The organism is Bradyrhizobium sp. USDA 336 (assembly GCF_044908355.1).
In the GTDB taxonomy this organism is placed as follows: domain Bacteria; phylum Pseudomonadota; class Alphaproteobacteria; order Rhizobiales; family Xanthobacteraceae; genus Bradyrhizobium; species Bradyrhizobium yuanmingense.
On record NZ_JBIYDC010000002.1, the window covers coordinates 3106240 to 3132336 of the forward strand.

Genomic DNA, 26097 nt, shown 5'->3' on the forward strand with positions numbered 1-26097 from the left:
CATGAATCAGCTAGGCGGCCGGTTCCCGACATTCAAGCGGGAGAGACGCGGGGCGACAATAGGTCCGCGCGTTAATGCTAACGGCCGTGACGCAAAAGTCACAACCATCGAAGCAGGGATTCTACGGTGTAGAGCGCGAGCCCGGCGAGCCCACCGATCAATGAGCCGTTGAAGCGGATGTATTGCAGGTCGCGGCCGATGTTGATTTCGATCAGCGAAATCAGCTGCGTCATATTCCACGCCTTGACCTGATCGGAGATGAAGGTCGAGACGCCGCTCTTCTGGTCCGCGACGAAGCTGCGTAGCACGGTGACGAGACCCTTGTTGATCTCGCCGCGCAGCTCGGCATCGCCGGCGAGCGCCTCGCCGGCCGAGACGAACATCCCGGCGAGATGATGTTGCAGCACCTGCGTCTCGCCGCTCGCGCTGCGCTCGATGAAGGAGCGCGTGTTGGCCCAGACGGTGCGGGCGAGATCGGCAAGCTCCGGCCGCGCCAGGAGATCGCGTTTCAGGCCGTCGATGCGGTCGATATACGCTTGATCGGTGCCGAGCCTGTCGACGAAGTTCAGCACCATGCGGTCGAACTCGCCGCGGAACGGATGTTTGGGATCGCTGCGCACTTCGTTGAAGAAGGCGGTGGCGGACGCCACGATCTTGTTCACCAGAAACTTGTCAGCGCGATAGAGCTTGAGCAGGGTCGGCAATTCCGCGCGCACCTTCTCGCGGATCATCGCCATCGTCTCTGTCTGATTCAAGGTCTCGTGCATCACGCGCAGCAGATCGTCGAACAGGATCTGGTGCCGTCCCTCCGCGACGAAGCCGCGCAGCGTGCCGGCCGCGAGCGGTGCGAGGTCGATCGCCTGGAGCTGCGAGGACATGCGGCGGACGATGAAGGTCATCAATCCGGAGCTTTCGGTCGCGGACACGGCTTCCGGCAACAGACGCAGCGTAAAGCGCGCGAGGTCGTCGCTGCGCTTGCGGTCACGCAGCCAGTCGGCGACGAAGGAGCCGAAATCGATTTCCTTCAGCTTGGCCTCGACCGGAGCCGCCTCGAGGAAATGCACCTGGATGAATTCGCCGAGCTTGTCGGCGATGCGGGCTTGGTTGCTCTGGATGATCGCGGTGTGCGGGATCGGCAGGCCGAGCGGGCGCTTGAACAGGGCCACCACGGCATACCAGTCGGCGAGCCCGCCGATCGTGGCAGCTTCCGCAAAGGCGGCAATGAAGCCGAACACGGGATGCACGGGCAGCAGCCACTTTGCGACGATGAACAGTGCCAGCGTCGAGGCCAGCACCAAAGTCGCCAGCGCCTTGACGCGGCGGAGCTCGGCCGCGCGTGCGGCATCGCCGGGGGCATCGAAGGAGAAGGTAACAGACGAGTCCATGACGGCATCACAGTACTCGTCATTGCGAGCGAAGCGAAGCAATCCAGAATCTTTCAGAGGAAAGACTCTGGATTGCTTCGTCGCAAGAGCGCCTCGCAATGACGGTGGCGCGAAAACAAAAGGCCCGCCGAAGCGGGCCTGAAATTCAGTTGTGCTCAGGCGCCAGATCAGGCGGTCTTGCTGTAGACCTTGGCGAAATTGTCCTGAGCGGACTTCGCACCGTTGGCGGCGAGCTTCCCGAGATAGTCGGCGGTCGCCTTGGCGCGCGAGACGAACACTTCGCCGCGGGAGCGGAGCAGGCTCGACTGGATCTCGACGGCTTCGCTGACCGACTTGGCCGACGCGAGCTTGTCGATGCCCGAGAAGAACGCCTCGGCGTCCTCGTAGATCGCCTGCTGGATGTTGCGGCTGATCTTGCCGGCCTCGGTGATGGACTCGGTCACCGCGTTCTCGACGGCGGCGGTCACTCGCTCGGAGCCAGCGAACACCTCGGCAGCACGGTCCTTGGCGGTGTTGGCAGTCTTCTTGACGAATTCGCGGGCGGCCTCGGGAACTTCCAGGTTCTGGATGTTCTTGAAAGCGTCCTTGAAGCCCTCGAAAGCGGTATTGGTTTCAGTGGTCATGGGGTTCTCTCCATCCTCAATGGTTTGAGCTATGGGCTCACCCCGTCCTCGATGGCCCGGGGCACGGCTTATATGCCACGGTTAATTGTGCGATGCAATATTCGTATTGCACTGCGATATCACGAAATCGTGATCAGCCTCATCTGAAGGCAGATGGCTGCCTTCCTAGCCAGCCGCCTACTGTGCATGGGGTTGTTTTTCGAGTTTTTGATTGCAGGGTGGCGCTCCCTTAGTGTTGGGACGGCGCCTTCTAGTGTTGGACGGCGCCAGGCAGGCCGTAGGCCTCCATCTGAGCCTGGACCTGCGCGATGTTATGGCCGAGCACGACGATGTCGTGGGTTTTGCCGTCGACGTCCCGGACATGGTCCCGCAGCAGGGCCTCAGCCTTGAAGCCGAGGCTCTCGAAGAGGGCGATCGCTGCCTGCTGATCCACCGTCATCTGGACCGAGAGCTTTTCCAGGCCCGCTCCGAGCGCGAGCGCAAAGGTCTCCTGCGACAGCGCCTTGCCCACGCCCTTGCCGCGGACCTCGGGCGAAACCACCATCCGGATCTCACCGACATGAGGCGACCAGGAATGGGGATCGCGCACCAGCGTGCCGCAACCAACGACCCTGCCCTCTCTCACCGCGAGCAGGCTCTGAATAGCTCCGCGCTCGATTTCCTTGACCCAGGCCGACAGCACCTTCGGCTCGCTGATGTTGCGTGGCAGGAACAACAGGTCATGGGTCGGCAGGCCCTTGCCAAAAGCCAGCACCGCGGCCTCGTCGGCGGGCGACATCAGGCGGATCTCGATAGCGCCGGCGTCGGTTGTGACGTGGCGCGGATAGGAACGCTGCTCGCTCATGTCGATCTCTTTCCCAGCCAGGAATCCAGTTTCGGCCACAGCCGCTTCACCGCGTTGGCGCCGGCGACGAGCGAGACGTGACCGCCCTTCAGGATCACCTCTTCCTTGTCGGTCGAGCCGATCTTGGCGATCAGGTGCTTGGCGGCCTCATAGGGCACGATGTGATCGTGCTCGGCGACCGCGTGCAGGATCGGCACCGTGATGTTCTCGAGCTTCGCCGGCCGGCCGCCGACCGACATGGTGCCGTCGAACAGCTTGTTGTCCCACATCAGGTCCTTGGTGATGGCGCGGAAATATTCCCCGGCGAGCGGCAGCGTGTCGGTCGCCCAGCGGTCGAACATGCGGTACGACTTCACGAACTCGTCGTTCCAGATGTTCTCCCAGAGCTGGATCTGACTCACCGTACGCGAGGCCGGGCGCAGCATCTCGAACGAGGACAGGATCATCTCCGGCGGCACGTTGCCGACGCTGTCGACGAGGTGGTCGACGTCGAAATAGCGGCGGTCGGAGAAGTTCGAGAACAGCTTCATCTCCCGGAAGTCGATCGGCGTGGTGAAGCAGATCAGGTTCTTCATCGGCCCGTCCTTGTGGATCGAGCCGTAGAGCAGCGACAGCACGCCGCCAAAGCAATAGCCGATGACGGAGACGTCCTGCTCGCCGGAATCGGCTTGCACGCGGCGGACGCAGTCCGGAATGAAGTCGAGGACATAGTCCTCCATGCGCAGGCTCTTCTCCTCCGGCCTCGGCGCGCTCCAGTCCAGCATGTAGACGTCGTAGCCGCGTTTCAGCAGGAACTCGATGAAGCTCTGGCCGGGCACGAGGTCGAGGATGTAGCCGCGATTGGTGGTTGCCATTACGATCAGCACCGGCACGCGGTAGATCTCGTCCGACATCGGCCGGTAGTGATAGAGGCTCATGGTCCCGCGCGAGTGCAGCACGTCCTTTGGCGTCGAGCCGAGCGAGGGGCCTGAGCTCGAGAAGTATTCGACGCCCTTGATGCTGCGCTGAATCGCGCGCTGTACCTCGGACTGGATGCGCTCCGGGATCGAGGCAAGATCAAGTCCCGCCGGCGCGTTCATTTTTGGTCTCCGCCTTCGGACGGCGGACGCTTGGTTCGCGGTGGCCGCGGCGCGGCGCCGGGTTGCGGCGCGCCCGAAGTGGCCGACATCTGGCTCAGCATCGACTTGATCTCGGCGAGCTGGCCTTCGATCGACTGGAGCCGTTCCGCGATGCCGGTCATCTGCTCGCGGCTCGGCAGGTTCATCGAGATCAGGTACCTTTCCATGAGATCGCCGAATTGCTTCTGAGCACCTGCAGCAACGCCGCCGGCGCGGTTCATGGCCTGCGAGAATTCGGGCGTCTCCATCGCCTTGGTCGCGAAGGAGTTGAAACCCTTCTCCATTTCGCCAACCATCTTTTGCCACAAGGCGACCGGATCGGTGATCTTGTCGGTCATCGGCGTCCTCCCAATGCGGAGGGCTTTGCACCCTTCTTGTCCCGCCATACCACACCGTTGCGCGGTGCCGGTCAACCGGCAAGCAACCGACGCAACGTCGGAGACGCGGCTTCTTCGTGGAATGAAACCGTGCGATACAGCGTCGGTCAGCAGGAGGAACCCGTGACCGCCCATCAATCGCCCCAGACCGTCCGAGCCAACGGCATCGACATCTGCTACGAGATCTTCGGCAACGACAATGCCGAGCCGCTGCTGCTGATCATGGGCCTCGGGGCGCAGATGATCCATTGGGACGATGCGTTCTGCGAGCAGCTCGCCGCGCGCGGCTTCCGCGTGATCCGTTTCGACAACCGTGACATCGGCAAGTCGAGCCATCTCACTGGCGGCAAGCGGCTGACGCCGTTCGAGCTGCTGAAGTTGCGCTTGTTGCGGATCCCGGTGGCCGCGACCTACAAGCTGATCGACATGGCAAAGGACACGGTCGGGCTGATGGATGCGCTCGGCATCAAGTCGGCGCATCTCGTCGGAGCGTCCATGGGCGGCATGATCGCGCAGGAGGTGACGCTGTCGTTTCCGCACCGCGTGCGCTCGCTGACCTCGATCATGTCGACGACGGGCAATCCGCGCGTGCCGCCCCCGACCCGCGAGGCCGCCGCGGTGCTGATGGCGCCGCCGCCGCGCAGCAAGGAGGAGTTCATCGTCCGCTACGGCCAAACCTGGAAGGTGCTGCGCGCCGGACATTTCCCGGAAGAGGAAGCGCTTGATCCCGGCCGCGCCGAGCGCGTATTCGCGCGCGGGCTCAATCCGGCCGGCGTCGGCCGCCAGCTCCGCGCCGTGCTTGCCTCCGGCAGCCGCAAGGAGCGGCTGCACGCCGTGAAGGCTCCGACGCTCGTGATCCACGGCACCGTCGATCCGTTGGTCCGCCCCGAAGGCGGCAAGGACACGGCCGCGTCGATCCCGAACGCAAAGCTGCTGATGATCGAGGGCATGGGCCACGCGCTGCCGATGCGCTTCTGGCCGGAAATCATCGACGCGATCGACAAGCACGCGCATGGCGCGGCGGCGCAGGCGGCTTAGGCCGGCCGGTCTCCTCTCGGTGACCATGTGAGCTGCCGGTGCCTGTCTTAACGGGAGTTCCTATGAAGGCTATACAGGCCGTCTCAGACGCCAAACAGAGGCTGCGGCCTCTCGGAGCTCACATGCATTTCATCATCCGATCCGCGGCAATGGCCGCTTCCATTCTCATGTTGTTTCTCGCTGGCGACGCCGCGATGGCCGCCAGCGCGCAGGAAGAAGCCAACCGCCAAACCGTACTGGCCTTCTATGAGAAGGGCCTCAACCAGAAGGACGCCGACGCCGCCCTCGCCTATGTCGGCAACCGTTACGTCCAGCACAATCCAACCGCTCCCGATGGCCCCGACGGCTTCCGGAAATTCGTCGGCTTCCTGCGCGAGAAGTTTCCGAACTCGCGCAGCGAGATCAAGCGCAGCTTCGCGGAGGGCGACTTCGTCATCCTGCACGTTCATTCGGTTCGCGAGCCCGGCACCAGGGGCCGCGCGATCGTGGACATCTTCAAGCTGGAGAACGGCAAGATCGTCGAGCATTGGGACGTCATTCAGGAGATTCCTGAAAACCCGGCGAACGGCAACACGATGTTCTAACCTCGAGGCGCAGCCTAGCCCTTCCGCCCGATCCAGATCACGTGGCGCGCGCCGCCGCCTCTGCCGGTGGCGCGAACGTTGACCTCGTTGACGTCGAAACCTGCACGCTTGAGACGCCCTGTGAACGGCGGATTGGGTCCCGACGACCAGACGGCCAGCACGCCTCCCGGCCGCAGCGCCGTCCTCGCCGACGAGAGCCCGCTCGCATCGTAGAGCGCGTCATTGCCCTTCCGGGTCAACCCCTCGGGCCCGTTGTCCACGTCGAGCAGGATGGCGTCGAAGGCCGAACGCTTCGCCCGGATGATTTCGCCAACGTCGATCTCGCGAATGCTCACCCTGGCATCATCGAGACTATCGCCGAAGACCTCCGCCATTGGGCCTCGCGCCCAGGCGACAACCGACGGAACCAACTCGGAGACGACGATCTTCGCCTGGGCTCCGAGCACGGCCAGCGCGGCGCGTAGCGTAAAACCCATGCCGAGACCGCCGATGAGAACGACGGGCTTTGCGACTTTCTCGATCTGCTTCGCGGCAAGGGTTGCGAGCGCCGCTTCCGACCCCGACAGGCGGCTGTTCATCAGCTCGTTGGTGCCGAGCTTGATGGAGAACTCCTTGCCCCGCCGCATCAGGCGGAGCTCCTCGTCGGAACCGGGGATTTTGGCGGTGTCGATCTTTTCCCAGGGAATCATGGGCGACGTTTAGCACGATTTGGCTCGTAGCCCGGATGGAGCGAAGCGCAATCCGGGAAACACTCTCGTGAGAAAGATCGCCCCGGATTTCGCTGCGCTCCATTCGGGCTACAGACCACGTCTCGCGCTACCCGCCCGCCCAGACGTCCAGCACATAGCGGTTGTTCGCGCCCATCTCCTCGATCCAGCGCGCGCTTGCCGCAGCATCGCTGCCGCTCTTCTCGCGGTGGATGGCGACCAGCGCAGCCTTCACGTCCGGCTCCATCTTCGCGCCATCGCCGCAAACATAGACGATCGCGCCCCGCTCGATCAGCGGCCAGACCTTGTCCTTCTGCGCCGCGATCACGTGCTGCACATAGGTCTTCGGCCCGTCCGCGCGCGAGAACGCCGTGAACAGCTCGGTGATGCCGCTCGCCGCCAGCGCCTTCAGCTCTTCCGCGTAAAGAAAATCCTGGTCGGGATGGCGGCAGCCGAAGAACAGCATGGCCGGGCCGAGCGCGGCCCCTTTCGCCTTGCGCGCGGCGCGCTCCTGGAGGAAGCCGCGGAACGGCGCAAGTCCCGTGCCCGGACCGATCATGATGAGCGGCACGGATGGATCATCCGGCAGGCAGAAGCCCGCCTTGGTCTCGCGCACGGTTGCGTAGATCGTATCGCCCGCCCGCCGATTGGCGAGATAGTTCGAGCAGATACCCTTGTAGGTGCCGCGGCCGGAGGCGGCCGGACCTTCGACCACGCCGACCGTGACGCTGCAACGCGCCGGGTCGACCGACGGCGAGGACGAGATCGAGTAATAGCGCGGCGCCAGCAGCGAGAGCATCTCGAGATAGACGTGGAACGGTAGTTCGCAAGCCGGATATTCGAGCAGCAGGTCGAACACCGATTTGCGCTTGGCGAGGATCTCGGAGCGATAGCGCTCGAGCGGTTCCGCCTCCTCCCCGACGAAGGCCAGCAGCTTCGGCTTGGTGACGGGGCAGCGGGTGTGCTCGGCCATGATCTGGATCTGCTTGCGCGTCGCGAGCTGCTGCAGCTCGACGAACTCGCTGAGCAGGCGGCCGACCGACACGGCCGCGCCGACCGGCAATTGCGCGCGCCGGCCTTCGGCCACCTGGAGCCTGATCTGATCGGCCGGCAAAAAGCCGAAGCGGCGCGCGACCGAGTCTACCAGCGTAGGATCGTTGCGCGGAACGACGCTGAGGTGATCGCCGACGCGATAGCTGAGGTTGGCCGGCAGCTGCACCTCGATGTGGCGCGTCGAGCGCTCGGAAGGATTCGCGCCGGACTTGTTCTGGAGCTCGTCATTGACCAGCACCTTCATCGCCACTGCACCGCCTTGGGCGACGATGGTGTTGACGGCGGTCACCGCGACAGGCTCGATCGCATAGAGCGGATCGTCCTCGGCGGTGCGGGTGAAATTCCAGTCGATGCCGAACTCCTTGGTCGCGACTTGCGCGGCGGCGGGGAACCATTTCTGGAACTGGCCGTCGAGATCGCTGCGCGCATCGCCCTCGCCGCGCGGATAGACCGCGCGCGCACCATGCTTCGACAATTGCTCGTCGATGAAGCGCGGCACCGATTGATAGGTCGCGGCCCAGTCGCTGTTGCCGCAGCCGAACACGGCGTAGCGCACACCGGCGAAGGCATCCCTCGGCAGATTCTCCCCGAGCCATTTGACGAACTGCGTCGCATTGTCCGGCGGCGCGCCGTTATAGGAGGCGCAGATGATCAGCACCCCGCCCTCCTGCGGCAGCTTGCCGACATAGTCGTCGAGCGGGCCGAGATGCACGGCAAAACCGTTGATCTCGGCAAGATCGGCCATGCGCGTTGCGAGCTCCTCGGCGGTGCCGAGATTGGAGCCGTAGAGCACCAGCATCGGCGTGTTGTGGCCGGGCCGCGTGGTGGGCTGACGCTGCGCCTTTGGTGCCGAGGACGCAGCCGCAACGGGCCCGCCATAGGCGCCGCGCTCGCGATCGGCACGCGGCCGCACCTTGATCTTGAAGCCTTCCGGCTTGATGGTCAGCGTCTCCTTCAGGTGCATCTGGTAGCGCTGGTGGTCGATCAGCTTGAAGCGCTGCAGGATCATGCCGAGCGCGAGCGCTGCCTCGTGCATGGCGAAGCCGCGGCCGATGCAAGCCCGCTGGCCGTTGCCGAACGGCTTCCAGGCATTGATCGGCCGTTTTGCCTCCGCCTCGCGGCTGAAATTCTCGGGATCGAAGGCATCAGGGTTGGGACCCCACACGCTGGGATCACGGTGCAACGCCGTCACCAGAATGGTGACGAACGTTCCTTTCCTGAGCTTGTACTTGCCGCCGCCGATCGTCTCGTCGTTCAGCGGCGAGATGCCGTAGGCCGGCGCCGGCGGCCACAACCGCAACGACTCCTTGAGGATCTGCGTGATGTAGGTGAGCTGCGTCACCTGCTGATAGGTCGGCTTGGCGTTGACGTCGGGGCCGAAGACGCGATCGACCTCGTCATAGGCCTTCTTGAGAATCTCCGGGTGCTTGAGCAGCGCGTAGAGCGTGTAGGACAACAGGCCGCTGGTGGTCTCGTGCCCTGCGATCAGGAAGGTGTTGATCTGATAGCGGATATTGACGTCGTCGAGCTGCTCGCCGGTGGAGCGGTCGACGCCGGTCATCATTGCGGCGAGCATGTCCTTCTTGTCGTCGATGCCTTCCGCGCTCTTGCGCCGCTCGGCGATGATCTCGTCGACCATCTTGTTCATGAAGGCGACGTCTTCGGCCAACGTCTTGCGCCGCTTCTGCATCCAGAGCTGCTCGAACGGCAGGCCGCGCGTCATCATGATGGTTTCGAGCGAGCGCACCAACGACTCGACGAAGGGATGGTAGTCGCGCCGGTAGAACGAGTTGAAGCGGTAGTCAAAGCCGCACAGGCCGATCGTATCCAACGTCAGCGCGGTCATGTCGTGAACGACGTCAATCTCGTCGTCGGCGTTGAGCCGCTCCCATTTCTGGACGAGCTGCTCGGCGATATCGACCATGCTCGGGTGATAGGACTGCATGGCGCGGTTGCCGAACGGTTGCAGCAGAATGTTGTGCGCCTTGCTCCAGTTCGGCTCACGGGTGTCGGCGGTGAAGAGGCCGTCGCCGCCGACCGCACGCACGCGCCGCAGCGCGCCGCGCACCGTCTTGTCAAACCGCTTCTCGTCCGAGAGCTCGTCGACGAGATCGTGGCCGGAGACGACGACGATCGGCGAGCCCATCATGTCGAGCCAGAAGATCGGACCGAGCTCCTTGGCAAGCCGCGTCAGGTGCTGCACGGGAGCGGCCGCGTCCAGCGACAGCATGTTGCCGACTACCGGCTTGGTCGCCGGCTGCGGGATCGGGTCCAGACGGTTCTTGGATGACATCGAAATGTAGTCCCCCTGCCTCAATGTCGTCATTGCGAGCGAAGCGAAGAAATCCGGAAATATATCCGCGGAGGCAGTCTGGATTGCTTCGTCGCTTCGCTCCTCGCAATGACGAGTTCACAATGACGAGCGCTAGCCAAACCGCCTTCTGCGCCATTCGATCAGCTTGGCGCTGACCTCTTCCGGCTTCTCCTGCTGCGTCCAATGGCCGCTGTCCTTCACCAGATACTTCTCGAGGTCATCGACCAGCTTCTCCATGCCGTCGGCCGCCGAGGGCGGCAGCACGGCATCGTTCTCGGCCATGATCATCAACGAGGGCACGTGGATGTGGTGGTCCAGCCCTTTCGCGCGCTCCCAGTTGCGGGTGAAGTTGCGGTACCAGTTGATGCCGCCGGTGAAGCCGGTCTTCGTGAACGTGTCGACGAACACCTTCTTCTCGTCAGCCGACAGGATCGGCGTGCGCGGATCATGTCTGGCGTCGTAATTCGCGATCATCTGCGGGAACGCCAGGTTGATGCGCGGCGAAGCACCAATGCCAGCAATCGGCTGTTCCTGAGGCGCACCCGGAGGGCGCGCGGCCGGCTTGCGCATGAAGGCGTCAAAGGTCTGCTCGACACGGCTGCTGAATATCTTGTCCGGTCCGCGCGCGGGGTCCTGGAACTGGACGATATACATCTGGTCGCCAAAACGCTGGCGGAACAGCGCGATCGGATCGATCGGCATGCGGTCCCAGTGCGGCGTGTTGACGCCAACCACACCGGCGACGCGCGTGGGATGCCGTAGCGGCATCTGCCAGACGACGAAGCCGCCCCAGTCGTGACCGACGAAAATCGCCTTGTCGATCCCGAGATGATCGAGCAGACCGACGAGATCGCCGGTCAAGTGCTCCATGTCATAGGCTTCGACCGGCTCGGGCCGGTCGGTCGCGCCGTAGCCGCGCTGGTCGGGCGCGATCACCCGGATGCCGGCCGCGCTCAGGGCCTTGATCTGGTGGCGCCAGGAGAAGGCGAGCTCGGGCCAGCCGTGGCACAGCACGACCGGCGGCTTGTCATCGGCCGGTCCCGCCTCGTAGAAGCCCATGCGGATTCCGTTCGTCGTCGCGAACTTGAGCTGCGGCATTTCAATCATAGCAAATTCCTTACTCCGCAGCGCCCTTGATATCGGTGGCGGGCGGCGCGTAGGCCGCCTCCAGCGCAGCGAACTCCTCGGGCAGCATGTCGCACATCACCTGCACATGCGGGATGATGTTGGCACCGACGATAAAGCCGAAATCGAGCTGGTCGCGATAGCTCTGCACGGTGATGTTGAGTGCCTGCCCGTGGGTCGAGATAGACACCGGGAAGATGTGCAAGAGCTCGGCACCGGCGGCATAGAGCGTCTGCCGCGGCCCGGGCACGTTGGACACGGTGATGTTGGCCGCGGGCGGCAGCACGTCGGAGAGGTTCGAGCGGCTATAGAGCAGCGCCAGAATCTGCACCATGATCGGCGCGCCCAGCATCGAGATGTTGGAGACCTGCGGCATCAAGGCCCGCAAAGGATGCGACATCTCCTTGGACTTGGTTGATTGCGCAATGATCGCTTCCAGCCGCGCCTTGGGATCCGCGATGTTGGTGGCGATCGAGCAGATCATGCCGAACACCTGGTTGTTGGCCTCGGTGTTGCCCTCCTCCCGCAGCGAGATCGGCACCGCGGCGGTCAGGGATTTCGCCGGCAGCGTGCCATATCGCAGGAGATAGCGGCGGACGACGCCGGAGGCGAGCGCCAGCACCACGTCGTTGAGCTTGCCGCCGGCCTGCTTGGCCAGCGCCTTGGCCCGCGACAGCGGGATCGACACGCCGGCAAAGCTCCGCTCCGAGGAGATCGTCTTGTTGAGCATGGTCGGCGGCGACACCATGCTGGCAAGGCTCTCGCGCGACTTGGGATCGGCGATCTTGCCGAGCACGTCGGAGACGCTCTTGAGCACGGTCGGGATGTTGCCGGCGAAGCGCACCGCGCTCTCGATCTGGTACATCGCGTTGTCGAACAGGATCGAGCCGATATCGCTCTTGCCGGTGCGGGGCAGCTGCAGGTTCTTCGCCGCTTGCGAAGCCTCCAGCGGCTGGCTGAACAGCTGCTGATAGGAGTCGAGCAGGTTGGCGGCGATGTCGCGCGGCTCCTGCCCGGGCTTGCTGCCCGCGGTCGGCGGATCGACCTTCCGCGGGATCGGCGAGATGTCGTAGATCATGTTGGTCAGCGCCGCACCGGCGCCGCCATCGATCGCGGCATGGTGCATCTTGGAATAGAGCCCGACCTCGTTGTCCTTCATGCCCTCGAACACGTAGAACTCCCAGAGCGGGCGGGCGCGGTTGAGCAGCTTGGCATGCATCCAGCCGACGATGCGCTCGAGCGTGGCGCGGTCGCGCGGCTGCGGCAGGCTTGCCCGGAAGATGTGGCGGTCGATGTCGAACTGATCGTCCTCGACCCAGGATGGATGATCGATGTCGAGCGGCGCCTTCTCCAGCCGCGCCTTGAGAATCGGCGCGATGTGCAGGCGCGAGACGATCATCGCCTTGAAGTCTTCGAAGAAATCGCCCTTGTAGTCGTCAGGCAGGCGGAAGATCGCCATGCTGCCGACATGCATCGGCATCTCCGGTGTTTCCAGATAGAGAAACGACGCGTCAAGCGACGACAGCTTCTTACCGTCAGCCATGGTTCCCTCCCGAGTATTCGACGGGCGCCTTGGCGGCGCTCTAGTCAGGCCGATACTGCCCGGTCCGGCGGGGCATATGCAATGGCAAACGGCCCCGCCCGGTCAAATGGCCGGAAGTCTCCCTCCGGTTGCGCCAGGCGATCCGCCACGGCCCACAGCACCGCCGGGTTCACGCCGAGCCCAATATGGCTCGCCAGGTGCACCTCGATGTTCTCGGCACGGTCGGAGGGGCGCAGCAGACAGGTCCGCCAGTTCACGACGCCGTCGGCGCGCGAATAGATCGACGTTGCCGGCACCGGCAGATCGCCGGCAATCGCCTCGCGCGCTTCCGCATAGTCCTCCACCTTCTCGCCGGATAGCGTCTCATAGAGCCGCGTCGCGTGGGTCGCCCGCACATCGTTGGCGAAAGGGCTGCCGAGCGTGACGACGTAGCGGACCTTGTCCGGCGCCCAAAGCGCGAGATCGCGGGCATAGACGCCGCCGAGACTCCAACCGACCAGGCTGACCTTGCGTCCCGTGGCGGCATGGATCTCGGCCAAGCGGCTGCGCAGCGAATCCCGCATTCGCCCGAGCCCGCCGAGATTGCGGCCCATCCGCCAGGCATGCGCCGCATAACCGAGCTCGCTGAGATAGCGCCGTATCGGCACCATCGAGAGGTCGCTGGCGAGAAAGCCCGGCAGCGCCAGCACCGGATGGCCGTCGCCCCGCGGCGCCCGCATCAGGAGCGGCGACAGCATCAGGCTCGCATTCAACTCGAACAGCCCACGGGCCTCGGCGAGCAGCAGGCCGAGACCCGGCGGACGAAGCCGGCCTTCTTGCAGCGCCCCGTCCGGCCCGGGCGACACTATTTCTTCTTGTCGCCGCTGCGCGTGCCGCCGAGACCGGCCATCGCGACGAACATGTCCTGAAACCGCTCGGCGATCTTGGGATCGAAGGTGAACCAGCTCTGGATCAGCGATTCCGGCGAGACCTTCTCGATATTGCTGAGCACCTGCTGCTGCAGCTTGTCCATCACCGCCGTCTGCATCGGCGCCACGTCGGGCAGACCAAAGAACTGGCGGGCTTCGAGGGGGGTGCAGTCGATTTCGATGTTAACCTTCATGTCCCCTCCGGATGAGATTCGAGCGGCCTGTCGGAGTATCACCGCGAGAAGGTCTGCAACGCAAGCGACCTGAAAGGAAGCTGCAAAGACCGGCTTTCCCAATCGACGGGTATGGTCAATCAAATCGACCGGCCCGCAACCCGCGCAGAAGGACGCCTGCCGGCCCTGGGATCGCCGGGCAGCATTGCTGCACAGCGGTGCAACTTGGCGCGTTCCTTGCTGGAATGACGCTTGCACGGGTCGAGAACTCTGGGCAACATGGATCAGTCAGCCCGCCGAACAATCAAAAATCACCGGCGTAGCAGTGTGGAGAGGGTCAAGAATGTCGATCGGTCAAAGTCTGTTTGCGGCGACGCTCGCCGGCACGCTTGCGTTGGCGGTCTCGCCAGCGTCCAGCCAGACGCTACGTTATGCCAACCAGGGTGACCTGAAGTCGCTCGATCCCTATACCCTGAACGAGAGCACCACCCACGCTCATCTCGGCCACGTCTATCAGGGCCTCACCGCGCGCGACAAGGATCTCAAGATCATTCCGGCGCTGGCGGAAAGCTGGGAAACCCCGGAGCCGACGCGCTGGCGCTTCCATTTGCGCAAGGGCGTGAAATTCCACAACGGCAACCCCTTCACCGCCGACGACGTGGTGTTCTCGGCCGATCGCGTCCGCAAGAAGGGGTCGAACATGCAGACCCGCCTTGCGCCGGACGTCAAGGTGGTCAAGGTCGACGACTACACCGTCGACTTCGTCCTGCCCTCGCCGAATCCCATTCTGCATAACGCGTGGGATGTCTGGTACATCATGAACAAGAAATGGGCCGAGGAGAACAACGTCGTCGATCCGACGCCGGTGGCGGCGACCACGCCGAGCTATGCCTCACTGAACGAGAACGGCACCGGTCCCTTCATCATTGAAAGCCATCAGCCCGGCGTGAAGACGGTGTTCAAGGCCAATCCCAATTACTGGGGCAAGGTCGAGGGCAATCTCAAGGAGATCATCTTCACCCCGATCGCTTCCGACGCCACCCGCGTCGCCGCCCTGCTCTCGGGCGAAGTCGACGTCATCGAGCCGGTTCCGATCCAGGACATCTCTCGCGTCGATTCCAGCCCGAACGCCCAGGTGCTGAAGGGACCGGAGCTGCGCACCATCTTCCTCGGCTTTGACCAGATGCGTGACGAGCTGCTCTACTCCAACATCAAGGGCAAGAACCCGTTCAAGGACGTCCGCGTCCGCGAGGCCTTCTACAAGGCGATCGACATCGAGCTGATCAAGACGCGCGTGATGCGCGGGCTGTCGACGCCGTCGGCGCTGATGATCGCACCGGAACTGTTCGTGCTGTCCAAGGAGTTCACGCGGCCGAAATTCGATCCTGACGGCGCCAAGAAGCTCCTGACCGAAGCCGGTTACCCCGACGGCTTCGAGGTCACCATGGACTGCCCGAACGATCGCTACGTCAACGACGCCGCGATCTGCCAGGCCGTGGTCGGCATGCTCGCCCGCATCGGCGTCAAGATCAATCTCCTGGCGCAGCCGAAGGCGCAGTACTTCGCCAAGGTGCTGAAGCAGGGCGGCTACCAGACCTCGTTCTACCTGCTGGGCTGGACCCCGAGCACGATGGACTCCCACAACGTGCTCTACGACATCATGGGCTGCCGCGACGATGCGAAATCCTCGCGCGGCGAGGCCAATCTCGGCGGTTATTGCAATAAGGATTTCGATGCCATCACCGACAAGGTGCTGGTCGAAACCGACACCGCCAAGCGCAACCAGCTGATCAAGCAGGCCTACGAAATCGGCATGAAGGACTGGTCCTACATCCCGCTGCACCAGCAGGCGCTGGCCTGGGGCGTATCGAAGAAGGTGAACCTGCCGCAGCGCGCCGACAATCTCGTCATGTTCCACTGGGCAACCAAGAAGGAATAGGATCGGTTGAACACGAGGTCCCGGCGGCATCCGCCTTCCGGGACCTTTCTTTTCCGGCCGCCAAGGACGTCGGCCGTACGCTCACCCAAGGACAGTGGAAGGCATGCTCGCTTTCACGCTTCGCCGCGCCGTTCAGGCCATCGGCGTCATGTTCGCCGTCGGCATCATCGCGTTCTCGATGTTCCGCTTCGCCGGCGACCCCGTCAACCAGATCGTCTCGATCGACACCTCGGCCGCCGAACGCGCGATCGTGCGCAAGTCGCTCGGCCTCGATGACCCCGTGCCGGTGCAGTTCGTGCGCTATTTCGCCGATGCGGCGCAGTTCAAGTTCGGCGTCTCCTACCAGTTCCGCCAGCCGGTCGCGACGCTGTTGATGGAGCGCATGCCCGCGACGCTGGAACTTGCGATCTGTGCGACCGTGTTTGCAATGGTGTTCGGCATCCTGATGGGCGTCTATTCGGCGCTCAAGCGCGATACCGTGCTGGCCAAACTATTCCAGGCGGTCTCGCTGATCGGCATCTCGCTGCCGACCTTCCTGATCGGCATTCTCCTGATCTACCTGTTCGCCGTGACATTGGGCTGGTTGCCCTCGTTCGGCCGCGGCGAGGTGGTCAAGCTCGGCTGGTGGACGACCGGCCTGCTCACGGTGTCGGGACTGAAGGCACTGATCATGCCTTCGATCACGCTCGGCCTGTTCCAGATGACCCTGATCATGCGGCTGGTGCGCGCGGAGATGCTGGAAGTGTTGCGGACCGACTATATCCGCTTCGCCCGCGCGAGGGGGCTGACCACGCGTGCGATCCATTTCGGCCACGCGCTGAAGAACACGCTGATTCCGGTGATCACCGTGGCAGGGCTTCAGTTTGGCTCGGTTATTGCATTTTCGATCATCACCGAAACCGTGTTCCAATGGCCGGGCATGGGGCTTCTGTTCGTCCAGGCCGTGCAAAACGTCGACATTCCGATCATGGCCGCCTACCTGCTGATGGTTTCACTGATCTTCGTCAACATCAATCTGGTGGTCGACATCCTCTACACGGTGGTCGATCCGCGCCTGCGCTCGACCGTCGGTCGCGCCGCATAGGGCAGCCTGCATGTCCGACGCAATCGTCTCCAATTCCGACAAGCAGAGCGCGCAGCCGGTGCAGGCCGCCCAGGGCTGGTTCAGCCGCACGCTCGACAGCGACTTGTTCTATTCGTTCCGCCGCTCCAAGCTCACCATGGTGGCTGCGGCCATCACGGTCCTGTTCTTCCTGCTTGCGATCTTTGCATCCGTGCTCGCGGTGCAGAACCCGTTCGATCCGGCACAGCTGCAATTGATGAATTCGCGGATTTCACCGCTGTGGACCGCGGACGGTCAGAGCCCGTTCCTGCTCGGCACCGACGAGCAAGGCCGCGATGTGTTCTCCGCGATTCTCTATGGCATGCGCATCTCGCTCGCCGTGGGCGTCGCCGGCGTGATCTTCGCCGGCGCGCTCGGCATCGCCCTCGGCCTGATCGCCGGCTATTTCGGCGGCGCAGTGGACGGCGTGATCATGCGGATCGCCGACGTGCAGCTGACATTCCCTGCGATCCTGATCGCGCTGCTGGTCAACGGCATCGCGAAATCAATCCTCGGCAACCGGCTGGACGCCACCAGCATGCTGGTGGTGCTGGTGATCTCGATAGGCCTGAGCTTTTGGGTCGGCTATGCCCGGACGGTGCGCAGCTCCGTGATGGTCGAGAAGAACAAGGACTACGTCGCCGCCGCGCAGCTGATCGGCCTGCCGGCGCCGAAGATCATGCTGCGGCACGTGCTGCCGAACACGATGGGCCCGATCCTGGTCATCGCCACCATCAACCTTGCGCTCGCCATCATCACCGAGGCGACGCTGTCCTTCCTCGGCGTCGGCCTGCCCGACACCATGCCCTCGCTCGGCACGCTGATCCGCATCGGCAACAATTATCTGTTCGCCGGCGAATGGTGGATCGTCGCCTTCCCGGGGCTCGCGCTCGCGGCGCTGATCCTGTCGATCAATCTGCTCGGCGACTGGCTGCGCGACGCGCTCAATCCGAAGCTTCGATGAATACGCCTCGTCCATGACCGAACCCGTCCTTTCCGTGCGCGATCTTCACGTGGAGTTTGCCTCCCGCCGCGGCACGCTGCGCGCCATCGACGGCGTCTCCTTCGACATCGCCAAGGGCGAGGTGCTCGGCGTCGTCGGCGAGTCCGGAGCCGGAAAGTCCGTCACCGGCCTCGCGGTGATCGGCCTGATCGATCCACCCGGCCGCATCGCCGGCGGCGAGATTCGTCTCGCGGGCCTGCGCATCGACAATCTGCCGCCGGAGGAGATTCGCCGCATCAGGGGCAAGCGCATCGGCATGATCTTCCAGGATCCGCTGACGTCGCTCAATCCGCTCTACAAGGTCGGCGACCAGATCGTGGAGACGATCCGCACCCACCTCAATCTGTCCGAGTCGGCCGCCCGCCGCCGCGCCATCGACCTCCTGGCCGAAGTCGGCATTCCCGCGCCTGAAAAGCGTATCGACGGCTATCCCCACGAGTTTTCCGGTGGCATGCGCCAGCGCGTCGTGATTGCGCTCGCGATCTGCGCCGAGCCGGAGCTGATCATCGCCGACGAGCCGACCACCGCGCTCGACGTCTCCGTGCAGGCGCAGATCATCTCGTTGATCAAGCGCCTTGGGCGCGACCACGGCACCGCGGTGATGCTGGTGACGCACGACATGGGCGTGATCGCCGAGACCTCGGACCGCGTCGCCGTGATGTATGCCGGCCGTGTCGCCGAGATCGGCCCGGTGCAGGACGTCGTGAAGAATCCGCTGCATCCTTATGCCAAGGGCCTGATGGGCGCGATCCCGACACTTGCGGGCGAGGACAAGCGCCTGGTGCAGATCCCGGGCTCGATGCCGCGCCTGTCGGCGATTCCGCGCGGCTGCTCGTTCAATCCGCGCTGCGCCTTCGCCTTCGATCGTTGCCGTGTCGAGCGGCCGGAGCCGCTGCCGCGCGGCACGCAATCGGTGGCCTGCCACCTCTATGACGACGTGCCGGCGGAGAGCGTGGCATGAGTTTTTCCTTCGTCCATGCCACAAACCTGCGCCGCGTCTTCGACGTCTCGAAACCCTGGCTCAACCGCGTGCTCGAGGGCGGACATCTCGAATATCTCAAGGCGGTCGATCACGTCACCTTCGACATCAGGAAGGGTGAGACGTTTGCCCTGGTTGGCGAGTCCGGCTCCGGCAAGACCACGGTGGCGCGCATGGTCGTCGGCCTGCTGCCGCCAAGCGCCGGCGACGTGCTGATCGACGGCATCTCGATGACCGACCCGCGGCAGGCCCTGGCACGGCGGAAGCTGCGCCGCCGTATCCAGATGATCTTCCAGGATCCCTATGCGAGCCTGAACCCGCGCTTCCGGGTCGATGCCATCATCTCCGAGCCGATCCGCGCCTTCGACCTGATCCAGGGCGAGCGCGACATCCAGGCTCGCGTCGGCGAGCTGCTCAGCCTCGTCGGCCTGCATCCGGACGACCGGCTGAAATATCCGCACGAATTCTCCGGCGGCCAGCGCCAGCGCATCGCGATCGCGCGAGCGCTCGCCTCCGACGCCGAATTCATCGTCTGCGACGAGCCGACCTCGGCGCTCGACGTCTCTGTGCAGGCGCAGATCCTGAACCTGATGCGCGACCTCCAGGACAAGTTCGGCCTGACCTACATGTTCATCAGCCACAACCTCGCCGTGGTGCGCCACATGGCGAGCCGCGTCGGCGTGATGTATCTCGGCCGTATCGTCGAGATCGCGGACGGACGCGAGCTGTTCGCCAATCCGCGCATGCCTTACACCAAGATGCTGCTGGGCGCCGTGCCTGATCTTGCCATGAGCGGCCGCCAGCGCGTTCCGGTCAAGGGCGAGATCCCGAACCCGATCAACCCGCCCTCCGGTTGCGCCTTCAATCCGCGCTGCCCGCTGGCGTTCGATCTCTGCCGCAAGGAGACGCCGGAATTGATCGGCGGCGTCGCCTGCCATGCGGTCAACACCGCGCCGGTCCCGGCGTGACGCGCGCGTGCCATGCAGCCTGTGCATTTGGCGGCGGCGTGGCCCTGTGATCAATTGCGCGCGCCGGAAATAAGGTGGTGAACTCCCATGGGCAGTAATATCAATCCCGATCCATTCACGACGAGGCCCGAGATCGAGGGCACGTTCGGGGTCGTCGCCTCGACGCACTGGATTGCGACGGCCGTGGGCATGGCCATCCTGGAAAAGGGCGGCAATGCCTTCGATGCCGGCGTCGCCACCGCCTTCACGCTCCAGGTGGTCGAGCCGCATCTGAACGGTCCCGGCGGCGACGTGCCCATCATCGTGCATGACGTCAAGCGCGGCCGCACCGAGGTAATCTGCGGCCAGGGCCCGGCGCCGGCGCGGGCCACCATCGCGCATTACAGAAGCGAAGGCCTCGACATGGTGCCGGGCACGGGCCTCCTCGCCGCCTGCGTTCCCGGCACCTTCGAATCCTGGATGATGCTGCTGCGGGACTACGGCACGATGCGCGTGCGCGACGTGCTGGAGCCCGCGATCTCCTATGCCCGCGACGGTTATCCGCTGGTCGAGCGCGCCTGCGCCACGATCCAGACGGTCGAACAATTGTTCCGCAAGCATTGGCCGACCTCGGCCGCCGTCTACCTGCCGAACGGCGAAGTGCCGAAGCCCGGCACGCTGTTCACCAACAAGACGCTGGCTGCGACCTACGCCCGGATCCTGAGCGAAGCGGAAAGCGGCGCCGGCGGCCGCGATGCCGAGATCGAGCGCGCGCGCAAAGCGTGGTCGCAAGGCTTCGTCGCGGAAGCCATCGACAAGTTCTGCCGCACCCAGGAGGTGATGGACGTCAGCGGCTCGCCGCATCGCGGCGTGCTCTCCGCCGAGGACATGGCGCGCTGGCAGCCGACGGTCGAAGCGCCACTCACCTACGACTATGGCCGCTACACCGTCTGCAAGGCCGGCGTCTGGAGCCAGGGTCCGGTCACCTTGCAGCAGCTCGCGCTGCTGAAGGGCTTTGCACTCGACGGCCTCGATCCGACCGGGCCGGAGTTCATCCATCTCCAGATCGAATGCGCCAAGCTCGCCTTCGCCGACCGTGAAAAATTTTACGGCGATCCCAAGTTCAACGAGATCCCGATCGAAACGCTGCTGTCGGATACCTACAACGACGAGCGCCGCAAGCTCGTCACCGACAAGGCTTCGCTCGATTTCATTCCGGGCTCGGTCGAGGGCTTCGGCGGTGTCGTCAAGCTGCGTCGCGCCGAGGGCCAGCGCGAGGCGGTCGGCGCGCTCGGCGCCGGCGAGCCGACCGTGGGCCGCTTCGGCGAGGTCCGCGGCGACACCGTGCATTTCGACATCATTGACAGGGACGGCAACATGGTGTCGTCGACGCCGTCGGGCGGCTGGCTGCAATCCTCACCGATTATTCCCGAGCTCGGCTTTTGCCTCGGCAGCCGCGCCCAGATGTTCTGGCTGGAGGAAGGTCATCCCGCCGCGCTCGCGCCGGGGAAGCGACCGCGCACGACGCTGTCGCCAACTATGGCCTTGCGTGACGGCGAGCCCTACCTCGCCTGGGGCTCGCCCGGCGGCGATCAGCAGGACCAGTGGATCACGCAATTCTTCCTGCGCCACGTCCATTGCAACCTCAATCTCCAGGAAGCGATCGACGCGCCGGCCTGGCATTCCGAGCATTTCCCGATCTCGTTCTGGCCTCGCACCGCGCGTCCCGGGGTGCTCGTGGTCGAGAACCGCGTGCCGAAGGCAACCATCGAGAACCTGCGCGAGCGCGGACATATCGTCGAGGTCGGCCCCGACTGGTCCGAAGGCCGCCTCACCGCGGCCTCACGCGTGGGTCCGCGCCGGCGCGCAGCCGCCAATCCACGCGGCATGCAGGGCTACGCGGCGGGACGCTGAAAGCAGCACATGACCTGGTCGATCATCGCGCGCGATCCTGCCACCGGCCAGTTCGGCATCGCGGTTGCGACCCGCTTCTTCGCCGTCGGCGCGCGTGTGCCCTACGTCACCGCCGGCCTCGGCGCCATCGCGACGCAGGCCTTCGTCAATCCCTATTACGGCATCGACGGCGTCAAGCTGTTGCGTGAGGGCCTCAACGCCCACGACGTGCTCGCCACCCTGCTGGCGGCCGATGACGGCCGCGAGAGCCGCCAGGTCCATATCATGGATGCCAGCGGCGCAATCGCCGCGCATACCGGGCGCGACTGCGTTGATTGGTGCGGCCACGTCGCGGGCAGCGGCTTCTCGATCGCCGGCAATATGCTCGCCGGCCCAGACGTGCTCGACGAGACCGCGAAGACATATATCGCCAGCGACAGCCTGCCGTTCCCGCGCCGCCTGCTCGCGGCGATGCGCGCCGGCGAAGCCGCCGGCGGCGACAAGCGCGGCAAGCAGTCGGCCGCGCTCGTGATCCACGGCGAGGAGGAATGGCCGGCCCTCGACATTCGCGCCGACGACCATCCCGATCCGATCGGTGAGCTCGAACGGCTCGAGCGCGTCAGCCACGAGCTCTGGGTGCATTTCCGCGCCTCCATGCCGACGCGGCAGAACCCGGCCGGCACCACCGATCGTAGCGTCATCGACGCCAGCATCGAAGCGGCGCGCGCGAGACGATCATGAGCGCCAGCCCCCTCATCGAGATCAAGGACCTGCGTATCCGCTTCCATGGCGACGACGGCCGCATCACCCACGCGGTCGACAGCGTCGATCTCAGTGTCGCCAATGGCGCGACGCTGGGCCTGGTCGGCGAATCCGGCTGTGGCAAGAGCGTGACGTCGCTGGCGATCATGGGCCTGCTGCCGAAGCAGAGCGCGGAAATATCCGGCGCGATCCGCTTCGACGGTTTCGACCTGCTGACCACGCCGGACCAGACGCTGCGCGATCTGCGCGGCAACCGGCTGGCGATGATCTTCCAGGAGCCGATGACCTCGCTCAATCCGAGCTTCACGATCGGCGACCAGATCATCGAGACAATCCTGCGTCACCGGGGCGGCTCGCGCAAGAGCGCGCGCGAGCGCGCGATCGGGCTGTTGCGCCGCGTCCATATCCCTTCGCCCGAGCGTCGCATCGACGATTACCCGCACAAGCTCTCCGGCGGCATGCGCCAGCGCGTCATGATCGCGATGGCACTCGCCTGCGACCCGCGGCTGCTGATCGCGGACGAGCCGACCACCGCACTCGACGTCACCCTGCAGGCCCAGATCCTTGAGCTGATGCGCGAGCTGAAGGCCGCGAGCGGCGCCGCGATCATCCTGATCACCCACGATCTCGGCGTCGTCGCCGAGGTCTGCGACGAGGTCGCGGTGATGTATGCCGGCGAGATCGTCGAGCGTGCGCCGGTCGATGAATTGTTCTCCGCGCCGCAGCATCCCTACACGGTCGGCCTGCTCGGCTCGATCCCGCGGCTCGACCACCGCGCCGAGCAGCTTGCGACGATCGAAGGCATGGTGCCGAACATGGCACAGCCGCCCGCCGGTTGCCGCTTCGCCCCGCGTTGTCCCTTCGTGCTCGACGCCTGCACCAGGGCGCCGCCGCCGCTGGTCGAAGTCAGCGTCGGCCATCTCTCGCGCTGCATCCGCGCGCCGCTCGAATTGCTGGTGTCGTGATGGCGCTGCTCGAGGTTGAAGGCCTGGTCAAGCATTTCGTCGCTCAGCGGTCGCTGCTCGGCCGCGCGCTGGCGCACGTCAAGGCCGTCGATGGCGTGTCCTTCTCGCTGGAGGCCGGCAAGACGCTGGCGCTCGTCGGCGAATCCGGCTGCGGCAAGTCCACCGTCAGCCGCCTGGTGCTGCGGCTGATCGAGCCGGATGCCGGCACGATCCGCTTCGACGGCCGCGACCTGCTCGCGCTCGACGCCGGGACCTTGCGCGCCTTCCGCCGCGAGGCGCAGATCATCTTCCAAGACCCCTACGCCTCGCTCAATCCGCGCATGACGGTCGGCCAGATCCTGACCGAGCCGCTGGCGTTGCACGATCTGGTGCCGCCGGCGCGGCGGGCCGAGCGCGTTGCCGAACTGCTGCGGCTGGTCGGGCTGGAGCCGCGCCTCGCCCGCCGCTATCCGCATGAATTCTCCGGCGGCCAGCGCCAACGCATCGCCATCGCCCGCGCACTCGCGGTCGAGCCGAAGCTCATCATCTGCGACGAGCCGGTCTCGGCGCTCGACGTCTCGATCCGCTCCCAGATCCTGAACCTGCTGCGCGAGCTGCAGGACCGGCTCGGGCTCGCCTACATTTTCGTCTCGCACGACCTCGCGGTGGTCAAGCACATCGCCGACCACGTCGCGGTGATGAATCTTGGCCAGATCGTCGAGACCGCGGAAGCCGACGCGCTGTTCGCCGCGCCGCGCCACCCCTACAGCCGCGCACTGCTGTCGGCGATCCCGCTGCCACAGCCGAAGGCGAAACGAACGACGGTGCTGCTGGAGGGCGAAATCCCGAGCGCCCTCAATCCGCCCGCCGGCTGCCGCTTTCACACCCGCTGCCCGTTCGTGATCGAGCGCTGCCGCAGCGAGGCGCCTGCGCTTCTAGCCGACCGCACGGGCCACGCCACCGCCTGTCACCGCACCGCGGAGCTGCCGTCTGGAGACGCCATTCTACCCACCGCCGGCGGGTTTTCGCCGGCGCTTACAAAACTGGTCGCGGCCTTCAGCCGAAAGGCGGAGGGCAGCAGCCCCGCCGGGGCTGGTATACAGTACGCCGCGTCCGCAACGAACTAGCCGAAGCAATGGGGATTGACCGATGAAGATGTTTCGCCTGGCCGCAACAGCCGCCGCTGTGCTGGTGTCGATCGGGGCCGCGCAGGCCCAGACCACGTTGCGCATCGGCCTCGCCGAAGACCCCGATATCCTCGACCCCACGATGGCGCGCACCTATGTCGGCCGCATCGTGTTCTCCTCCTTCTGCGACAAGCTGTTCGACATCGACGAGAAGCTCAACATCGTGCCGCAGCTGGCGCTCTCGAGCGAAACCGCCGACGACGGCAAGGCGCTGGTCATCAAGCTGCGGCCCGGCGTGAAATTCCACGACGGTGAGCCGTTCGATGCCGAGGCCGCAAAATTCTCGCTGGAGCGGCATCTGACGTTCCCCGGCTCGTTCCGCAAGCCGGAGCTCGCCTCGGTCGATCACGTCGAAATCGTCGATCCCCTCACGATCAAGCTTGTGTTGAAGTCGCCGTTCTCGCCGCTGCTCGCTCAACTCACCGACCGCGCCGGCATGATGATGTCGCCGAAGGCGGCCAAGGAGGCCGGCGACAAGTTCGGCCTCCGCCCGATCTGCGCCGGCCCCTACAAGTTCGTCGAGCGCGTGCAGCAGGACCGCATCGTGTTCGAGAAATTCGCCGACTACTGGAACAAGGACAACGTCTTCATCGACAAGATCGTGTTCCAGCCGATTGTCGACGCCACCGTGCGGCTCGCAAACCTGAAATCCGGCGGCCTCGATCTGATCGAGCGCGTGCTCGCCACCGACCTCAAGGAGGTGCGCGCCGACTCGCGGTTGAAGGTCGCGACCGCCATCGAGCTGGGCTATCAGGGCATCACGCTCAACATCGGCAAGGACAAGGCCAAGGGCCCGCTCAGCCAATCCGCCAAGGTGCGGCAGGCACTCGACTGGTCGATCGATCGCGAGGCGATCAACCAGGTGGTGTTCAACGGCGAATTCAAGCCGGGCAACCAATGGGTCAATCCCGATCACCCCTATTATCAGGGCGCATTTCCGATCCACGGCCGCGACATCGCCAAAGCCAAGGCGCTCCTGAAGGAAGCCGGCGTCACTGGGCCAGTCAGCGTTGACTTCCTGGTACCAAAGGGTGCCGAGACCGAAGCGGTGGCTCAGGTGGTGCAATCCATGGCGAGCGAGGCGGGCTTCGATATGAAGATCCGCGTCACCGAGTTTGCGACGTCGCTGAAGCAGGCCGAGTCCGGCGAATACCAGGCCTTCATGCTCGCATGGAGCGGACGCATCGATCCCGATGGGAATTCCTACGTGTTCCTGCGCAAGGATGCGCCGCAGAACTACAGCGCCTGGGCCAATGCCGACGCGGACAAGGCGCTCGACGATGCCCGCCGTACGTCGGACATGGCTCAGCGCAAGGCCGCCTACGAGAGACTTGCGAAGCTGGAGCTGGAAGATCACGCCATCCTCTACCTCTACCACCGCCGCATCATCATCGCGCACACGACCAAGCTCGAAGGCTATAGGCAAATGCCGGACGGCCTCGTCCGCGTTGTCGGCCTCAAGCTGAAGTGATCGGCCCGACATTCAGTCCGTGTCCCGGACGCGGTGCAGCGCGCAAGCGCTGCTCCGCAGAGCCGGGACCCATGGCAA

General features: G+C 64.8%; 23 protein-coding genes. 12 read left to right on the forward strand and 11 right to left on the reverse strand.

Annotated features, from left to right (window positions below; translation table 11 throughout):
* Positions 1–98: 98 nt before the first annotated feature.
* The 5 genes from ABIA45_RS15445 to ABIA45_RS15465 all read right to left on the reverse strand — a co-directional run bounded on the left by ABIA45_RS15445 (position 99) and on the right by ABIA45_RS15465 (position 4308).
* Positions 99–1385 (reverse strand): DUF445 domain-containing protein, encoded by a 1287-nt coding sequence (locus ABIA45_RS15445; protein WP_271545366.1) that lies wholly within the window; start codon positions 1383–1385, stop codon positions 99–101.
* Positions 1386–1552: 167 nt separating this feature from the next.
* Positions 1553–2008 (reverse strand): phasin, encoded by a 456-nt coding sequence (locus ABIA45_RS15450; protein WP_036004804.1) that lies wholly within the window; start codon positions 2006–2008, stop codon positions 1553–1555.
* Positions 2009–2258: 250 nt separating this feature from the next.
* On the reverse strand, positions 2259–2852 hold the full coding sequence (locus ABIA45_RS15455; RefSeq protein ID WP_157281140.1) for a GNAT family N-acetyltransferase: 594 nt from the start codon (positions 2850–2852) through the stop codon (positions 2259–2261).
* Positions 2849–3931 carry an alpha/beta hydrolase gene (locus tag ABIA45_RS15460; protein ID WP_271545367.1) on the reverse strand — a complete coding sequence of 361 codons (1083 nt, stop codon included), beginning with the start codon at positions 3929–3931 and terminating at the stop codon, positions 2849–2851. The genes ABIA45_RS15455 and ABIA45_RS15460 overlap by 4 nt, the downstream gene beginning before the upstream one ends.
* The gene (locus ABIA45_RS15465) at positions 3928–4308 is read right to left on the reverse strand and encodes a hypothetical protein (protein WP_275496641.1); all 381 of its coding nucleotides are present in this window, start codon (positions 4306–4308) and stop codon (positions 3928–3930) included. Before ABIA45_RS15465 ends, ABIA45_RS15460 begins: the two co-directional genes overlap by 4 nt.
* 162 nt (positions 4309–4470) lie before the next feature.
* Between ABIA45_RS15465 and ABIA45_RS15470 the strand changes: the two genes are divergently transcribed.
* On the forward strand, positions 4471–5385 hold the full coding sequence (locus tag ABIA45_RS15470) for an alpha/beta fold hydrolase (RefSeq protein ID WP_275496642.1): 915 nt from the start codon (positions 4471–4473) through the stop codon (positions 5383–5385).
* A 122-nt stretch (positions 5386–5507) separates the two neighbouring features.
* On the forward strand, positions 5508–5969 hold the full coding sequence (locus tag ABIA45_RS15475) for an ester cyclase (RefSeq protein ID WP_404652673.1): 462 nt from the start codon (positions 5508–5510) through the stop codon (positions 5967–5969).
* A gap of 14 nt (positions 5970–5983) precedes the next feature.
* Here the strand turns inward: ABIA45_RS15475 and ABIA45_RS15480 are convergent, their stop codons facing one another.
* The 6 genes from ABIA45_RS15480 to ABIA45_RS15505 form a co-directional block, all read right to left on the reverse strand.
* Positions 5984–6658, reverse strand: coding sequence for a spermidine synthase (locus ABIA45_RS15480; protein ID WP_404652675.1), 675 nt, complete (start codon positions 6656–6658; stop codon positions 5984–5986).
* Between the two features lie 127 nt (positions 6659–6785).
* The gene (locus tag ABIA45_RS15485; protein ID WP_404542611.1) at positions 6786–10022 is read right to left on the reverse strand and encodes a bifunctional cytochrome P450/NADPH--P450 reductase; all 3237 of its coding nucleotides are present in this window, start codon (positions 10020–10022) and stop codon (positions 6786–6788) included.
* A gap of 132 nt (positions 10023–10154) precedes the next feature.
* On the reverse strand, positions 10155–11150 hold the full coding sequence (locus ABIA45_RS15490; RefSeq protein ID WP_404542613.1) for an alpha/beta fold hydrolase: 996 nt from the start codon (positions 11148–11150) through the stop codon (positions 10155–10157).
* 10 nt (positions 11151–11160) lie between these two features.
* Positions 11161–12711 (reverse strand): wax ester/triacylglycerol synthase family O-acyltransferase, encoded by a 1551-nt coding sequence (locus ABIA45_RS15495; RefSeq protein ID WP_157281126.1) that lies wholly within the window; start codon positions 12709–12711, stop codon positions 11161–11163.
* A gap of 44 nt (positions 12712–12755) precedes the next feature.
* Positions 12756–13556, reverse strand: a complete 801-nt coding sequence (locus tag ABIA45_RS15500) for a triacylglycerol lipase (protein WP_271545374.1) — start codon at positions 13554–13556, stop codon at positions 12756–12758.
* On the reverse strand, positions 13556–13813 hold the full coding sequence (locus ABIA45_RS15505; RefSeq protein ID WP_035710680.1) for a DUF6489 family protein: 258 nt from the start codon (positions 13811–13813) through the stop codon (positions 13556–13558). Before ABIA45_RS15505 ends, ABIA45_RS15500 begins: the two co-directional genes overlap by 1 nt.
* A gap of 322 nt (positions 13814–14135) precedes the next feature.
* On the opposite strand from ABIA45_RS15505, the gene ABIA45_RS15510 reads away from it, so the two are divergent.
* The 10 genes from ABIA45_RS15510 (at position 14136) to ABIA45_RS15555 (ending at position 26019) form a co-directional block, all read left to right on the forward strand.
* Entirely contained in the window at positions 14136–15731 is a 1596-nt protein-coding gene (locus ABIA45_RS15510) for an ABC transporter substrate-binding protein (RefSeq protein ID WP_404542621.1), read from the forward strand.
* Between the two features lie 103 nt (positions 15732–15834).
* On the forward strand, positions 15835–16815 hold the full coding sequence (locus ABIA45_RS15515) for an ABC transporter permease (RefSeq protein ID WP_404652678.1): 981 nt from the start codon (positions 15835–15837) through the stop codon (positions 16813–16815).
* Positions 16816–16825: 10 nt separating this feature from the next.
* Positions 16826–17797 carry an ABC transporter permease gene (locus tag ABIA45_RS15520; protein WP_157281122.1) on the forward strand — a complete coding sequence of 324 codons (972 nt, stop codon included), beginning with the start codon at positions 16826–16828 and terminating at the stop codon, positions 17795–17797.
* A 13-nt stretch (positions 17798–17810) separates the two neighbouring features.
* A complete protein-coding gene (locus tag ABIA45_RS15525; RefSeq protein ID WP_404542627.1) occupies positions 17811–18797 on the forward strand; it encodes an ABC transporter ATP-binding protein in 987 nt (328 codons plus the stop codon).
* Entirely contained in the window at positions 18794–19783 is a 990-nt protein-coding gene (locus ABIA45_RS15530) for an ABC transporter ATP-binding protein (RefSeq protein ID WP_404652681.1), read from the forward strand. The genes ABIA45_RS15525 and ABIA45_RS15530 overlap by 4 nt, the downstream gene beginning before the upstream one ends.
* A gap of 87 nt (positions 19784–19870) precedes the next feature.
* Positions 19871–21676, forward strand: a complete 1806-nt coding sequence (locus tag ABIA45_RS15535; protein WP_404542631.1) for a gamma-glutamyltransferase family protein — start codon at positions 19871–19873, stop codon at positions 21674–21676.
* Between the two features lie 9 nt (positions 21677–21685).
* Positions 21686–22396, forward strand: a complete 711-nt coding sequence (locus ABIA45_RS15540; protein WP_404652683.1) for a DUF1028 domain-containing protein — start codon at positions 21686–21688, stop codon at positions 22394–22396.
* Positions 22393–23382, forward strand: a complete 990-nt coding sequence (locus ABIA45_RS15545; protein ID WP_271545379.1) for an ABC transporter ATP-binding protein — start codon at positions 22393–22395, stop codon at positions 23380–23382. Before ABIA45_RS15540 ends, ABIA45_RS15545 begins: the two co-directional genes overlap by 4 nt.
* On the forward strand, positions 23382–24488 hold the full coding sequence (locus ABIA45_RS15550) for an ABC transporter ATP-binding protein (protein WP_404652685.1): 1107 nt from the start codon (positions 23382–23384) through the stop codon (positions 24486–24488). Before ABIA45_RS15545 ends, ABIA45_RS15550 begins: the two co-directional genes overlap by 1 nt.
* Positions 24489–24510: 22 nt before the next feature.
* Entirely contained in the window at positions 24511–26019 is a 1509-nt protein-coding gene (locus tag ABIA45_RS15555) for an ABC transporter substrate-binding protein (protein ID WP_271545382.1), read from the forward strand.
* Positions 26020–26097 lie beyond the last annotated feature (78 nt).

What these genes read in the sequence shown, in the direction of transcription:
- ABIA45_RS15515 (WP_404652678.1), top strand. Translation starts at nt 15,835, where the DNA reads ATGCTCGCTTTCACGCTTCGCCGCGCCGTTCAGGCCATCGGCGTCATG.
- ABIA45_RS15530 (WP_404652681.1), top strand. Translation starts at nt 18,794, where the DNA reads ATGAGTTTTTCCTTCGTCCATGCCACAAACCTGCGCCGCGTCTTCGAC.
- ABIA45_RS15545 (WP_271545379.1), top strand. Translation starts at nt 22,393, where the DNA reads ATGAGCGCCAGCCCCCTCATCGAGATCAAGGACCTGCGTATCCGCTTC.
- ABIA45_RS15465 (WP_275496641.1), bottom strand. Translation starts at nt 4,308, where the DNA reads ATGACCGACAAGATCACCGATCCGGTCGCCTTGTGGCAAAAGATGGTT.
- ABIA45_RS15505 (WP_035710680.1), bottom strand. Translation starts at nt 13,813, where the DNA reads ATGAAGGTTAACATCGAAATCGACTGCACCCCCCTCGAAGCCCGCCAG.
- ABIA45_RS15450 (WP_036004804.1), bottom strand. Translation starts at nt 2,008, where the DNA reads ATGACCACTGAAACCAATACCGCTTTCGAGGGCTTCAAGGACGCTTTC.
- ABIA45_RS15550 (WP_404652685.1), top strand. Translation starts at nt 23,382, where the DNA reads ATGGCGCTGCTCGAGGTTGAAGGCCTGGTCAAGCATTTCGTCGCTCAG.
- ABIA45_RS15520 (WP_157281122.1), top strand. Translation starts at nt 16,826, where the DNA reads ATGTCCGACGCAATCGTCTCCAATTCCGACAAGCAGAGCGCGCAGCCG.
- ABIA45_RS15540 (WP_404652683.1), top strand. Translation starts at nt 21,686, where the DNA reads ATGACCTGGTCGATCATCGCGCGCGATCCTGCCACCGGCCAGTTCGGC.
- ABIA45_RS15460 (WP_271545367.1), bottom strand. Translation starts at nt 3,931, where the DNA reads ATGAACGCGCCGGCGGGACTTGATCTTGCCTCGATCCCGGAGCGCATC.
- ABIA45_RS15555 (WP_271545382.1), top strand. Translation starts at nt 24,511, where the DNA reads ATGAAGATGTTTCGCCTGGCCGCAACAGCCGCCGCTGTGCTGGTGTCG.
- ABIA45_RS15535 (WP_404542631.1), top strand. Translation starts at nt 19,871, where the DNA reads ATGGGCAGTAATATCAATCCCGATCCATTCACGACGAGGCCCGAGATC.
- ABIA45_RS15510 (WP_404542621.1), top strand. Translation starts at nt 14,136, where the DNA reads ATGTCGATCGGTCAAAGTCTGTTTGCGGCGACGCTCGCCGGCACGCTT.
- ABIA45_RS15485 (WP_404542611.1), bottom strand. Translation starts at nt 10,022, where the DNA reads ATGTCATCCAAGAACCGTCTGGACCCGATCCCGCAGCCGGCGACCAAG.
- ABIA45_RS15525 (WP_404542627.1), top strand. Translation starts at nt 17,811, where the DNA reads ATGACCGAACCCGTCCTTTCCGTGCGCGATCTTCACGTGGAGTTTGCC.
- ABIA45_RS15455 (WP_157281140.1), bottom strand. Translation starts at nt 2,852, where the DNA reads ATGAGCGAGCAGCGTTCCTATCCGCGCCACGTCACAACCGACGCCGGC.
- ABIA45_RS15490 (WP_404542613.1), bottom strand. Translation starts at nt 11,150, where the DNA reads ATGATTGAAATGCCGCAGCTCAAGTTCGCGACGACGAACGGAATCCGC.
- ABIA45_RS15475 (WP_404652673.1), top strand. Translation starts at nt 5,508, where the DNA reads ATGCATTTCATCATCCGATCCGCGGCAATGGCCGCTTCCATTCTCATG.
- ABIA45_RS15445 (WP_271545366.1), bottom strand. Translation starts at nt 1,385, where the DNA reads ATGGACTCGTCTGTTACCTTCTCCTTCGATGCCCCCGGCGATGCCGCA.
- ABIA45_RS15480 (WP_404652675.1), bottom strand. Translation starts at nt 6,658, where the DNA reads ATGATTCCCTGGGAAAAGATCGACACCGCCAAAATCCCCGGTTCCGAC.
- ABIA45_RS15495 (WP_157281126.1), bottom strand. Translation starts at nt 12,711, where the DNA reads ATGGCTGACGGTAAGAAGCTGTCGTCGCTTGACGCGTCGTTTCTCTAT.